This is a genomic window from Streptomyces sp. NTH33, assembly GCF_003236365.1.
GTDB lineage: Bacteria > Actinomycetota > Actinomycetes > Streptomycetales > Streptomycetaceae > Streptomyces.
The window spans coordinates 15371-27692 of the sequence record NZ_POTZ01000041.1 but is presented as its reverse complement, the minus strand read 5'-3'; the positions used below and the strand labels follow the sequence as shown (position 1 = coordinate 27692).

General features: G+C 69.1%; 11 protein-coding genes, 1 tRNA gene and 3 pseudogenes. 7 read left to right on the top strand and 8 right to left on the bottom strand.

Annotated elements, in window-relative coordinates; translation table 11 throughout:
• Positions 1-92 precede the first annotated feature (92 nt).
• Both C1I97_RS06795 and C1I97_RS06790 read left to right on the top strand, forming a co-directional pair.
• Positions 93-965, top strand: a complete 873-nt coding sequence (locus tag C1I97_RS06795; protein WP_181446604.1) for a trypsin-like serine protease — start codon at positions 93-95, stop codon at positions 963-965.
• Between the two features lie 295 nt (positions 966-1260).
• Positions 1261-2070 (top strand): M15 family metallopeptidase, encoded by an 810-nt coding sequence (locus C1I97_RS06790; RefSeq protein ID WP_111002316.1) that lies wholly within the window; start codon positions 1261-1263, stop codon positions 2068-2070.
• Positions 2071-2176: 106 nt separating this feature from the next.
• Here the strand turns inward: C1I97_RS06790 and C1I97_RS06785 are convergent, their stop codons facing one another.
• From C1I97_RS06785 to C1I97_RS06770, 4 genes and pseudogenes are all read right to left on the bottom strand, one after another.
• Positions 2177-3307 carry a hypothetical protein gene (locus tag C1I97_RS06785; protein WP_111002315.1) on the bottom strand — a complete coding sequence of 377 codons (1131 nt, stop codon included), beginning with the start codon at positions 3305-3307 and terminating at the stop codon, positions 2177-2179.
• Positions 3308-3703: 396 nt separating this feature from the next.
• Positions 3704-3866 (bottom strand): annotated as a pseudogene (locus tag C1I97_RS41195) (IS630 family transposase); the annotation flags it as partial.
• A 97-nt stretch (positions 3867-3963) separates the two neighbouring features.
• Positions 3964-4040 (bottom strand) — tRNA-Met (locus tag C1I97_RS06775).
• Positions 4041-4087: 47 nt separating this feature from the next.
• Positions 4088-4288: a cold-shock protein gene (locus C1I97_RS06770; RefSeq protein WP_111002313.1), complete on the bottom strand. Its 201-nt coding sequence runs from the start codon at positions 4286-4288 to the stop codon at positions 4088-4090.
• Between the two features lie 316 nt (positions 4289-4604).
• On the opposite strand from C1I97_RS06770, the gene C1I97_RS06765 reads away from it, so the two are divergent.
• The 3 genes from C1I97_RS06765 to C1I97_RS06760 all read left to right on the top strand — a co-directional run bounded on the left by C1I97_RS06765 (position 4605) and on the right by C1I97_RS06760 (position 5675).
• Positions 4605-5102 (top strand): peptidylprolyl isomerase, encoded by a 498-nt coding sequence (locus C1I97_RS06765; RefSeq protein WP_111002312.1) that lies wholly within the window; start codon positions 4605-4607, stop codon positions 5100-5102.
• Between the two features lie 216 nt (positions 5103-5318).
• The gene (locus tag C1I97_RS39705) at positions 5319-5504 is read left to right on the top strand and encodes a hypothetical protein (RefSeq protein WP_181446602.1); all 186 of its coding nucleotides are present in this window, start codon (positions 5319-5321) and stop codon (positions 5502-5504) included.
• A gap of 9 nt (positions 5505-5513) precedes the next feature.
• Positions 5514-5675: a hypothetical protein gene (locus C1I97_RS06760; protein WP_181446601.1), complete on the top strand. Its 162-nt coding sequence runs from the start codon at positions 5514-5516 to the stop codon at positions 5673-5675.
• A 206-nt stretch (positions 5676-5881) separates the two neighbouring features.
• Here the strand turns inward: C1I97_RS06760 and C1I97_RS06755 are convergent, their stop codons facing one another.
• On the bottom strand, positions 5882-7384 hold the full coding sequence (locus C1I97_RS06755; protein ID WP_111002311.1) for an LVIVD repeat-containing protein: 1503 nt from the start codon (positions 7382-7384) through the stop codon (positions 5882-5884).
• Positions 7385-7481: 97 nt separating this feature from the next.
• On the opposite strand from C1I97_RS06755, the gene C1I97_RS06750 reads away from it, so the two are divergent.
• Entirely contained in the window at positions 7482-8150 is a 669-nt protein-coding gene (locus C1I97_RS06750; RefSeq protein ID WP_111002310.1) for a DUF305 domain-containing protein, read from the top strand.
• A gap of 684 nt (positions 8151-8834) precedes the next feature.
• Here C1I97_RS06750 and C1I97_RS06745 read toward each other — a convergent pair.
• Positions 8835-10133: an MFS transporter gene (locus C1I97_RS06745; protein WP_258382452.1), complete on the bottom strand. Its 1299-nt coding sequence runs from the start codon at positions 10131-10133 to the stop codon at positions 8835-8837.
• 496 nt (positions 10134-10629) lie between these two features.
• Here C1I97_RS06745 and C1I97_RS41190 point away from each other — a divergent pair.
• Positions 10630-10985: pseudogene (locus C1I97_RS41190) on the top strand (MFS transporter); the annotation flags it as partial.
• A 169-nt stretch (positions 10986-11154) separates the two neighbouring features.
• Here C1I97_RS41190 and C1I97_RS06735 read toward each other — a convergent pair.
• Positions 11155-11607 (bottom strand): SRPBCC family protein, encoded by a 453-nt coding sequence (locus C1I97_RS06735; RefSeq protein WP_111002309.1) that lies wholly within the window; start codon positions 11605-11607, stop codon positions 11155-11157.
• Between the two features lie 199 nt (positions 11608-11806).
• A pseudogene (locus C1I97_RS42930) lies at positions 11807-12134 on the bottom strand (transposase); the annotation flags it as partial.
• Between the last annotated feature and the right edge of the window lie 188 nt (positions 12135-12322).

Genomic DNA, 12322 nt, shown 5'->3' with positions numbered 1-12322 from the left:
CTCGTGGTCTTGCCGCAGACGATCACAGGCGCTTCAATGCACCCACCCCCACAGGAGGAACACCCGATCCACACCCAGCGAAGGGGTTCTTCTTGACCGCCATACGCGCCACCGCCGTCGCCGCGGCCGCCTGCGCCACCGTGCTCGCCGTTGCGTCGCCCTCGCCCGCGATCAGCTCCTACAACGCGGCCCCCGCCCCCGAACGCACCGAGGTCGGCGCCCTCGTGGCCACCTGGGACAACGACGACGATCCGGCTACTCCGGACCGCGTCGACTGGGTCTGCTCCGGCACGATGATCGACGCGGACACATTCCTGACGGCCGCGCACTGCACCACGGACTGGCCGGACAACGTACGGTTCTACGTCTCTCTCGACCAGGACGTCCAGGCCGGACTGGACGCCGCCGCGAAGAAGTACCCCGGTGACCCCGCCGCCCAGGCGAGAGCCGTCGCCGTCCAGGGCACGGCCCACAGCCACCCCGGCTACCCGGGCCCCGCCGCCGACACGCACGACATCTCGGTCGTCGAACTCCCCGCCGCGAAGATGAGGTCACGCTGGTCCTTCACCCCGGCCGCGTTGCCGACCGCCGACCAGCTCGGGTCGCTCGGACCGCAGAAGCTCAACTCCACCGACTGGGTTGTCGCCGGATACGGCACCCAGGAGGCCGTGAACGGACCGGGCGGCCACACTCACCCGGGCGGCGGCGTCCGGATGAAGGCACCGGTGAGCTTCAACGCCCTCAACAACGCCTGGGTGCGCCTTGCGATGACCGCGCCGCAGGGCAACGGCGGTACTTGCTACGGCGATTCGGGCGGACCCAACTTCGCCGTCATCGACGGTAAGCGCATCCTCGCGGCGACGACCATCACCGGCGACAGCCCCTGCTACGCCACCAACGTCGGCTACCGGCTGGACACTCCCGGAGCGCGCGCCTTCCTGTCGCCGTTCGTGCGACTGCCGTAACCCTCACAGCGCACAGGGCCAGGTGGTGCCGGTGGCGGGCCGCGCCGCCCGCACCACCCGACCCAGCCCGCTCGATGAACCAGCCGGGACGACCAACGCACCCAGGGGCTCAGCGCGACTGCGCGACGCCCTCGTTCACCACCACGCAGCCGGCCAGGGCCCGCAGGGCTGGACCGTGACCCCCGCACCGCACCCGCCGGGCGGCGGGACGGCGCGCCCTCCGAGCGGGCTTCCGGAGGAACCTCATGTGCAACCGCTTCCCTCATGGTCCCCGCTCCTGGTAGATGAGGGGAGCATGACACGTCTACTCCGTGCCGTACGTGGCCTGATCACCGCCGCTGCCGTCCTGCTCACCGCGACCGCCGCCTCAGCCACCGCCCGGGCGGCCCCCGAGCCCAAGGCCCCCAAAGACTTCGTCGCCCTGAGCGCCGTGGATCCGACGATCATCCAGGAGATCCGCTACTTCACCCCCCACAACTTCGTCGGCCGGCGCATCGACGGCTACCGGCAGCCGCTCTGCATCCTCACCCGCCCCGCCGCCCAGGCCCTTCATACGGCCCAGAAACAGTTGCTGCGCAAGGGCTACAGCCTCAAGGTCTACGACTGCTACCGGCCCCAGCGCGCCGTCGACCACTTCGTCCGCTGGGCCCAGGACCTCGACGACCAGGCCATGAAGGGCGAGTTCTACCCGCACGTCGACAAGACCCGGCTGTTCGCGGACGGCTACATCGCAGCGAAATCCGGCCACAGCCGCGGCTCGACGATGGACCTGACCATCGTCGAGCTCCCGGCCGGCCCGACCCGCCCCTACGTCCCCGGCAAGCCCCTGGTGCCCTGCTACGCGCCCAAGGCCGAACGCTTCCCGGACAACTCCCTCGACATGGGCACCGGCTACGACTGCTTCGACACCCTCGCCCACACGCTCGACCCCAGGATCCAGGGGCAACAACGCGCCAACCGGCTGCTCCTGAAGAGCACGCTGGAGAACCTCGGGTTCGTCAACCTCGCCGAGGAATGGTGGCACTACACTTACAAGCCCGAGCCCTACCCGGACACCTACTTCGACTTCCCGGTCACCCGGCAGTCCCTCACGGCGAGGCGCTGAGCCGCCCGGCGGAACGACTGACACAAGACGCCTCTTCCCTGTTCGGATACAGTCCCGCGCTCCCCTCACGGCTGGTGAAGACATCCCGAAGCGGTACGTACGGGACCTATCGGAGACTGTGGCGGTCGAGGCGGTGGAGGAGGCCGGTGCGGCGTTGGTTGTCCTCGCGCAGGCGGGTCAGGCGCCGGCCGAAGTCGGTGTGCCGTCCGGTGTGGGCGTAGGCGTCGCGCAGTTCCGCGAGGAGGGTGACGGCCTGGTCGTAGGCGCTGGTCTTCTTGGTGGCGATGTGCGCCTCGATCTGCTGCCAGGCGGATTCGGCCTCGCTCGCGAGGGCGGTCAGGCGCTGAGCGCGGGCGGTGGCCCGTTCGTGTTCGGCGCGCCGGCGGCGTTCGGTGCGCAGGGTGTGTGCGGCGTCCAGGAGGTGGGCGGCGGACCGGCGCCCGGAAACCGTGGTGGGGGCGCCGGTGCCGTGCAGGCGGTGCAGGAGTTCGGTGTGCAGCCCGGGTTCCGGACCGAGGGCGAGCCGCAGCAGCAGAGCGTCCTTCTCCTTCTGGGACATTGCGGCGATCAGCGGGGCGAGTTCCTTCTTCGTAGGCCTGGCCGGTTTCCTGGGCGCGGCGGGACTGGCCTGGGCCGCGACGGCCAGCAGGTCGTCGTCCACGCGCAGGAAGTCCGCGAGCGCGCGCTGCGGGGCGGTCAGTTCGCCGAGCCCGGTCGGGACGGGTGGCTCCGGGCAGGTCTGGTACTCCTCTTCGTCGTCGTCCTCGAGTTCCCAGGCGGCGAGCGCGGAGAGCCAGGCGAGGTAGAGGGGGCGCAGGTCGCCGGTGGCGAGTTCGTCGCGGACACCGATGAGGGCCGCCAGTGAGTCGTCGGCGCCCTCGATCCAGTCGCCGCCTTCGTCGTCGCTGGTGAGGTCGAGCAGGAGGTGGGTGCGGGTGGTCCAGGCGTCGACATGGTGGTCGAGGCAGTACGGCTTCACCGTGGGCAGAGCCAGGGTCTGCCTGGGCAGGCGGAGCATCAGACGGTGGGTGCCCCAGTTGGTGACGTACAGATGGGCATCGAAGCAGCGCTCGACCATACGGCGCGGATTCCCGCTCAGATCACCCCAGTTGTAGGTGTTGGTGAAGCTGGTCGCGGTGATCCGGGCCCGGGTGGAGATGGCCCGCAGCTGTTCCTGTTCCTCGCGGCTGAGCGGACGGTCGAGAGCCTGGAACTCGTAGTACTGATACTCGCTCACACGGCGGACCCTATCGCCGCCGCGGGTGGACCCGGATGGGAAGCGGACGAGGCAGCCGGAGCCGACCGGACGTCATGCTCAAACGCCCTGAGGTGAGCCGAGGCGAGCGGTTTTGGGGAGGAGTGGGCTGTGGCGGCGGTGTGGGCCGAGCGGACCGGGCCCGAGCCCGGCTCGCCGATCAGGGCTACCGGCCGACGCCGCCGCGCGGCCGCTGACTCGGATGCCTTCACGGCCCCCGTGCCGGTAGGCCTCAATCCACTCAGCCCCCTCGGGTGCCGGATCCGGCAGCAGATCCACCTTCCTTATGGTGACCTCGACCCCGAGAACGACCGTCTTGAACGGAACGGCCAGATGCTCTGCGCGCATCGTACAGAGGCCCGTGAGCCGCTACGGTGAATCCCGAACGGTGTCCTCATCGGCCTGCACCAGCTTCGCGATCACCGGCACCCGGTTCCCTCCGGCCGAGGCCGGCAGCGTCATCGCGCACCGGTGCCGCACCGAACTGGTGCCTGCCCCGGCGCACGATCTGCTGCAGCTTCTGCCCCTCCCGGTCGGTCACCCTGCGTACTGAGCAGGGGCCGGCACCGGAGGTCCCCGTCGGGCAGACCGAAGCCGTGGGTGCATGCGAAAGGGCCCGGAGAACGGGCCCTTTCGTGTGGTAGCGGGGACAGGATTTGAACCTGCGACCTCTGGGTTATGAGCCCAGCGAGCTACCGAGCTGCTCCACCCCGCGTCGGCACCAGCAACAATACACGCCGGCAAGGGCAGGGTGTGTTCAGGTCAGCCGCGGACGATGTTCTCCGCCTGTGGTCCCTTCTGGCCCTGCGCCACGTCGAAGGTCACCTTCTCTCCCTCGACCAGCTCGCGGTAACCGGTGCCGGAGATGTTGGAGTAGTGGGCGAAGACGTCCGGCCCGCCGTCCTGGGCGATGAAGCCGTACCCCTTCTCGGCGTTGAACCACTTCACCGTGCCACTGGCCATCTGGCTGTTCCTTCTCTCTCGCCGGGCAAGCCCGGCCGGGGCGAATGCTGGGGCGTCCTCCGCGGTGGAGATCACCCCGACGTCCGTCCTACCCGGCACACGTGCCGTTTATCCGGCTGTCCTGCCGGCGGCCGGGATGTCATCCGCGGCCGATGACGGGCCAGCGGGCATGACCGCGCTCGTTCGGTGACTGATGCGTTCATCCTGTACACCGGGTCAGGGCCACCGCACGGGTCTGCACAGCGGTCTTGCCGACGGGCCCGGCTACGGCAGGGTGGTGGGCGAGCGGTACCCGGCGGAATGTCAGGATGGGGGCATGACGACCAAGGTTTACTTCGATGTCACCATCAACGACGAGCCCGCCGGGCGGATCGTCTTCAACCTGTTCGACGACGTGGTCCCCAAGACGGCGGAGAACTTCCGCGCCCTCGCGACCGGCGAGAAGGGCTTCGGCTACGCGGGCTCGTCGTTCCACCGTGTCATCCCCGACTTCATGCTCCAGGGCGGCGACTTCACCCGGGGCAACGGCACCGGCGGCAAGAGCATCTACGGCGAGAAGTTCGCCGACGAGAACTTCACCCTCAAGCACGACCGGCCGGGCCTGCTGTCCATGGCCAACGCGGGCCCGAACACCAACGGCTCGCAGTTCTTCGTCACGACCGTCGTGACCGACTGGCTGGACGGCAAGCACGTGGTGTTCGGCGAGGTCGCCGACACCGAGAGCATGGACCTCGTCAAGAAGATCGAGGCCCATGGCTCCTCCAGCGGCCGTACCTCCGCGAAGATCACCATCGCCGCGTCCGGCCAGCTCTGACCCTTTCGCCACCAGCACCGCCGAGGGGCACGTTCACCTGACGCGCCCCTCGGCGGCACTCAGCCGGCGATCCCCCGGGCGCCGATCGATGCTCAACTCGATGCCCTGCGGACATCCGAGTACGCACACCGCCGCAGCAGCAGCCCTCACCCCCGCTCTGACGGAAGCCCGGCCGCACCGGGGGAGGCTGCGGCCGGGCCCACCATGCTTTCCAAGGTGCCTGGCCAGACAGCGAAGGATCCACTGCGCCGCACGGTCAGCAGCACCCGCATCGACAAGAACCGCGCGGCAGCGGTCAAGCAGTGCAAGCGGTACTGGGGACCCCACTACGCCAACGGCGGCAAGGAGGGCGACGAGTACCCATTCGCCAGCACCTACGAGGAAGCCGCGGAACCCGAGTAGGACCCGGAAGTGAAGAAGTTCGACTTCTCCGTCAGGCCCATCCCGAAAGACGACAATCAGGCCGGCGACCTCATCTTGAAGAGCTTCTACGCCAAGAACCGCATCAGCGACGGGCTGGACGACGGCCTCGGAGAAGGTATCGGCGAGGGCGTTGCCGTCTTGGGGATGTGAGGATGCCATGCCGCCCGCCGGTGTCCCGGCGGGCGGCATGGCGGATCGGCGGCGCCGTGGCCCCTGTGGCGTTCGGCTGCCGCCTGTGCCAGGGCTGGGAGCTGGGTGGCCCGCCGGGCGATGAGCCGCCCGGCGGGACCGGTGCCATGGCGCTTGCCCATGCCTGCCGGGTTCCTGGGCCCGGAGCCCGGCAGGCCTTTGCCGGGTCAGTCGAAGTAGTCCGGTTGGGTCTGGACGTTCAGCTGGTCCAGGCGGATCTTTCGGGCCGGGTCGGTGCGCCGGTCGCTGAGCTTGAGCACATCGAAGCCCTTGGCGATGTCGTTGGAGTAGATGTGGCCGTTGTAGTAGTACGCGGACCAGGAGCCGCCCACGGTCAGCCGGTCCGTGGTGAGCGGGCCGCGCTCGAAGTAGCCGATCTCCTTCGGCTTCGTCGAGTCGGTGAAGTCCCAGACCGAGACGCCGCCCTGGTACCAGGCCTGAACCATGAGGTCGCGGCCCTTGACCGGGATCAGCGAGCCGTTGTGGGCGACGCAGTTCTCGGTGTCCGCCTGGTGCCGGGGGATCTTGAAGTAGCCGCGGAAGACGAGCTTGCGCTGGTCGCCCTTGCCGACGATGTCGTAGATGCCGTCGGCTCCGCGGTTCGGGCCGACGGCCGCGTTGCAGGTTGCGGCGCCTCCGCCGCCGAGTTCGTCGGTGAAGACGACCTTCTTCGCGGTCTGGTTGAAGGTCGCCGAGTGCCAGAACGCGAAGTTGACGTTGTCCTGGACCTGGTCGATGACCTTCGGGTGCTCCGGGTCCTTGATGGACATCAGGATGCCGTCGCCCATGCAGGCACCGGCGGCCAGGTCCTTCGACGGCAGCACGGTGATGTCGTGGCAGCCGGTCGTCTTGGAGACACCCGGGTTGGTGGGTGCGCCGGGGTTGCCGCCGCCGTCGGGGCCGTCGCCCGGGAAGAGCACCGCGAAGTTGACGACCGCGGCCTTCTGGGGGGCGTCACGCGGCACCTTGATGATCGAGATGCCGTCGTGCGGGGGCTGGCAGTCGGGGAACGACGGGCTCGGGGAGTACGAGGACACGTAGATGTAGACGTTGCGGCCATGGGGAACGAGGGAGTGCGTGTGTGAGCCGCAGTTGGTCTCGACGGCCGCGACGTACTTCGGGTTCTTCTTGTCGCTGATGTCGAAGACCTTCATGCCCTCCCACGACGACTTCTCGCTCGCGGGTTGCGTCGTGCTCGAGCAGGAGTTGTCGCTGCGTGAGGAGTCGGTGGACAGGAACAGCAGGTTCCCGGAGACGGATACGTCGTTCTGCGACCCCGGACACAGCACCTGGGAGACCGTCTTGGGTGCCCTCGGATTGCTGATGTCGAAGATGCGGAAGCCGTCGTAGTTGCCGGCGAACGCGTACTTGCCCTGGAAGGCGAGGTCGGAGTTGAGGTCCGGCAGGGCGTCCTTGGGGACGTTGGCGAGGTGTTCGATGTTGTCGGAGTGGACGATCTCGTCGGGCGCCGGTATCTCGCCCTTGGCGATGGCCGTTCTGGTCTCGGCCGCCTCACTCTTCGACACTCGCTGAGGCGTGGTGGTGGCGTCGCCGGGGTCGGGCGTCGCCACGGCCGGAGCCGCTGTGAGCAGCGCCGCCAGCAGGCCGGCGGCGGCTGTCACGACCGCCAGGCGTCTGGGCCGTGTTCGGGGACTGTTCAACAGGTTCACTGTTTCCTCCCTGGTCTCCGTTCACAAGGGAACGGTTCACGGACAGCGGCAGTATCGTATTTCCATGCACAGATCAAAAGATGGCAGCGCATCCGTCATGAAAAACTTTGATCGTGTCAAGTGGCGGGCGGTCACTGCTCTCGCCCTTGTCGCCCTCGCTGTCAGCGGGTGCGACTCGGGAGCGGACGCCCCGGGGAAGAAAAGCGCGCCCGGTCCCTCGGTGATCGCTCCCGGCAAGCCCGGTGAGCCCGCCCGGACCCTGTCCGCCGAGGACGCCGCGAAGGAGTTGCCCGACGACTCCCCCAATGCGGCGGACTTCGAGTACGTCCAGATGATGATCATCCACCATGGCCAGGCCCTGGAGATGACCGAACTCGCCGCGCACCAGGCGAGGTCGGACGGCGTAAAGCGGATCGCCTCACGCATCGCCGCAGGTCAGGGGCCTGAAATCGACGCCATGAAGGGGTGGTTGAAGAACCACGGCGGGGCGCGGCACACCAGTGGTGGCGCGGGCGCGGGGCACCACCACGATCATGCCGCGATGCCCGGCATGGCGACCGAGGCACAGATGAAGCAGCTGAGCGCGGCGCGGGGCGCGGCCTTCGACGAGCTGTTCCTGAAACTCATGATCACGCACCATGACGGCGCGATCACCATGGCCACCTCGGTGCTCTCGGACGGCAACAACGTACAGGTCGAGGAGATGGCGAACGATGTGATCGCACAGCAGACCAGCGAGATCAGCCGGATGCGTGAGATGTTCTGACTGCCGGCGTGGCGTTCCGCGGGCCTCTCCCCTGGACACCCGGCGGCGCGATGACGGAAGCAGCCGCGGTCGCCTCGCGCCCGCCGGGCGGCCCACGGAGGGCAGTCCCCCTCTGCTTCAGGCAGCCGTCGCCGGTGGACGCGGAAGCTCAATCAGAACGATGAAGGTTCCTGTGGTCACGGTTGCTCCGCTCACAGGGCAAGGGGTCCGCCAGCGGCTGCTTGGCGGGCCCGTTCGTCTCATTGCATGTCCCGGGGAGCCGACTCCCGGGCTTACGGAGCAGCGACTTGGCGACGGCGGGGCTGGGGAAGAGGGGGTACCGGCCGCTGGGCGCCCGGTTGCTGGTTCTTGAGCAGCTCGGCCCAGTCCGTCCCGTTCATGGGCGGCCCGCCCGGGGGGTCCCGGCGGTCCCGCCGCCGACGGGACATCGCGCGTGGGGCACATGGCCGTCACCCGTGCACGCCGCCTGGCCGCTCTCGCCGTCCCGGAGGAGGAGACCGCCGCTCTCCCCAGGCTCTGTTGACCGGCCATCGGGTGCCGGTCCGCATCGCGTGACTTTTGGCGGCCGTCCAGGTGGGTGTCGATACGGCCGCCGCTCCGGCCGACTGCTCCCGCACCGGGCCCTGTTGGTGCGGAAGCAGTCGGCCGGAGCGGCCGACAGCGTTTCCTGCCGGGCCGATCCCATCAGGTTGCCGGGGCCCCCGGGCGCTGCTCCCGGCTCCCGGGGGCTGCCGGAGGCTGGGGGGAGCGAGTAGGTTCATCCATGCGTTGGGCTGCCGTGACCTGTCCGGCTTCCGTCGAGGCTTCCGCGTCGGATGAAGTGATCACCACGGAGCTGGGGTTGCCTCGGTCCATGAGGCCGCCGATGAAGGCCAGACCGAGGCCTGCTGCGGCAAGAGCCGCGCCGACCATGCTGGGCGAGGCCCAGCCCCAGCCCGCCGAGATGGCCAAGCCGCCAAGCCAGGCGCCGCCCGCATTGGCCAGGTTGAAGGCGGAGTGGTTGGAGGCCGCCGCCATCGTGGGAGCGTCCTTCGCCTTGGCCATGAGCAGCATCTGGACGGGCGTGGTGATGAAGGAACCCATCGCACCGATGAAGGTGATCGTCACCAGGGCGGCCACGGTGCTGTGGACGGTGAAGTAGAACGTCACCAGTGCCGCGGCGAGCAGAGCGTGCCCCGCGTACAGCGTCGGGCGCAGGGCCCGGTCCGTGAGCGGGCCTGCGATCAGCGTGCCGAGCGTCATGCCGACGCCGTAGAGAGCGAGGACCAAAGTGGTCGAGGAGTCGGAGACGCCCGTCAGGTGCGTCAGCATGGGCACCAGGTAGCTGTAGACGGCGAAGAACCCGCCGAAGCCGACAACGGCCGTGGCCAGACCGATCGCGACCTGCCTGTTGCCCATGGCCCGCAGCTCGTGCCGGATTCCGGACTGCCGGCCGCGCGGCTGGTGAGGAACGAAGAGTGCCAGCGAGGCGAGCGCGACGAGGCCGATGACGGCGACCGCGCCGTAGGCGGACCGCCAGCCCAACTGCTGCCCGAGGGCCGTGCCGGCCGGGACGCCGACGATGTTCGCGATGGTGAGTCCGAGGAACATCCTCGAGACGGCGCGCGCGGCCCGTTCGGGGGCGACCAGCCGGGAGGCCACGACGGCGCCCACGCCGAACAGCGCTCCGTGCGGCAGGCCCGCCAGGAAACGCGCGGCGAACAGGAGGCCGTAACCGGGAGCAAGCGCGGACGCGATGTTGCCGATCACGAACAGTCCGGACAGGAACAGCAGCAGCCGCTTGTGGGGTACACGCGCACCGATGCCCGTCAGCACGGGGGCTCCGACGACGACACCGAGCGCGTAGGCCGAGACGAGGTTGCCGGCGTGCGGCACGGACACGCCGATCCCGTCAGCGATCTGGGGCAGCAGCCCCATCGTGACGAACTCGGTCGTGCCGATGCCGAACGCGACGGCGGCCAGAGCCAGCAGAGCCAGGGGCATGGCGCAGGAAAACCTTTCAACAACAGCGGTCCAGGAGCGAGAGAGCAGGAAGGCCTGGGTCGTCTCCGGCTCCCGTGGCCCGTCGCGCTGAGCACCATTGCCCAGCAGGCCCGTAGAACAGGGCAAGCCCTCAAGGGGTGCAGCAGCGGAGGGGGGCTGCGCATTCCAAGATCCAGCCAGACGCTCCGTGACCTGTGTCATGCCGCAGTCGGGCGGGCCTCGGCAGGACGGTTGGTGTTGACGCGCGATGAGCATTTCGCCCCGCTTTGCCGTACTCATCGCGTCGAATCGCCCGAAGAGCGGCGGAACGGCAGTCTCCGACTCGTTCGTGATGACGTTGTGCCGTGAGCCAGCGGGAGCCGTACCCCTGCGATCTGTCCGACGCCCGGTTCGACCGCAGACCGGCCGGCCGGCCAGTCGGCCAAGACAGACGCCGGCGTCCGGCCCGTGACCACGAGGCTCCGCCCGCCGGCTCCGAGGCATCGCCAACCTCACCAAGCGCACAGAGGAGAGCTTCGGAGCCGGCTCGGCCGAGATCGGGCTCACCCAGACCGTGTTCTTCACCTCGGCGGCTCTGGTCTCGCTGTTCCTGCCGGGGCTGGGTGACGCCATCGGCCGGCGCTCAGGGTCGTCGGCTGTGTCGCCGCCGCACTGACGCCGAACGTGCCCGTACTGTTCGTCGGCCGCACCATCCAGGGTGGTCCGGCCCGGTCGCCCCTCCTCTGTCTGATCATCTGCCTGACCATGCTGCGGGTGGGGGTGACCGAGCCGAAGAAGTACGTCTTCTGGACGATGGCCGTCGTGGTGATCCTCGCCACCGCTCTGGTCCCCGAGCCCAAGCCGCCCGCCGCGATCACGTCCGTGGTCCCGCCGCCACCGCGGCTCCCTGAACCGTCCGCCGTCCCACTGCGGCCCCCTTCCCCCGTACGAGGGCGAAGGGGGCCGCGGTGTCTTCGCAGGCGCCGCCCTTGTCCACGGACTGCCCCGTGATCCACGGTCCGCCGGCGGGTTTGAAGGACGTTCAGTCCTTCGTCTCCGCGGCCAGGAAGGCGCTCAGGCTGTCGAGAAGCATGGTGCTGCCCTGTTCTGCCATGTCGCGTTCCTCGGCGGTGGCGCAGGTCTGGTGGAGCACGATCTGCGTGTGGTGGTCGTCCTTCTCGTCGAGTTCCATGGTCATGGCCGCGGGTTCGGGCTTGCCAGGTACGTCCATGCCGACCACCAGACAGCGGTTCTCGGCGACCTCGAGATAGGAGCCGGTCAGCGGGAACTGTCCGCCGTCGGGGGTGACCATCGTCGCCTTCCATGCTCCGCCCGACCTCACGTCCATCTCGACGGAGCCGGCAGCAGCGCCTGCCCACCGGGCGTACTGCTCGGCGGTGGTCCACGCCCGCCACACCTTCGCCACGGGGACGTCCCATGTTCGAGTCAGCGTGTAGGAGAAGCCGTTGGCCGCGGTGGTCTGCTCAGTGCTCATGTCTCGTCTCCTGGTCTCGCCCTCGGTCAGGGTCTCGCACCTGTAGACACCCGCAAGCGCGGAAACTCATCGGTGTGCCATCGGGGCGACGCCATCGGCGCCTCCTCGCAGCATGGAGCACACCCACGCTCACACCAACCGACCCGCATGACGGGTGTCTCTGTGTCTTTCGTCAAGCGAGGCGTGGGGCTCCGGGTTCGTCGTAGTAGGCGCGCGGGGCGGGATCGTGGAGCGCGGCGGATGCGGACAGGAACATCGCCCGTTCGAGCTGCCGGTTTCCGTCTCTGGGGGCGTGATCGCCGTGGATTGAGGTTGCCGACCGCCTGGTCGTGGGGCGAGGCCGACGTAGGAGGCGAGATGGGCGGCGACGACCGTCTGTTCGTCGAGGGTGTCGAAGATGTCGTCGGTCAGTCACTGGGCCTTCGCGGGGCCCGGGGCCGGAGGAGTTCGACGAGCTTGCGGCGGCCTGCCTTGCGCGGGGCATGCGGGGAACCGAGGCGTTCGAGGAACCAGGTGAAGGCTGGGTGGAAGTCCGTGTGCACTGCGCCGGCCCCGGTCGGCCGAGGCGGGCTGTCGACGTCGACAGCGGCGACCCGATGGTCCAACGCGGCACTGCGGCGGTTGTGCTGACGCAGCGGCCCGTGCAGCCTGCCCGCTCGACGGAGCCCCGGCCGCGCCGGTCGTCAACGCCTGGCGCAGAGAGGGTGAACACCCC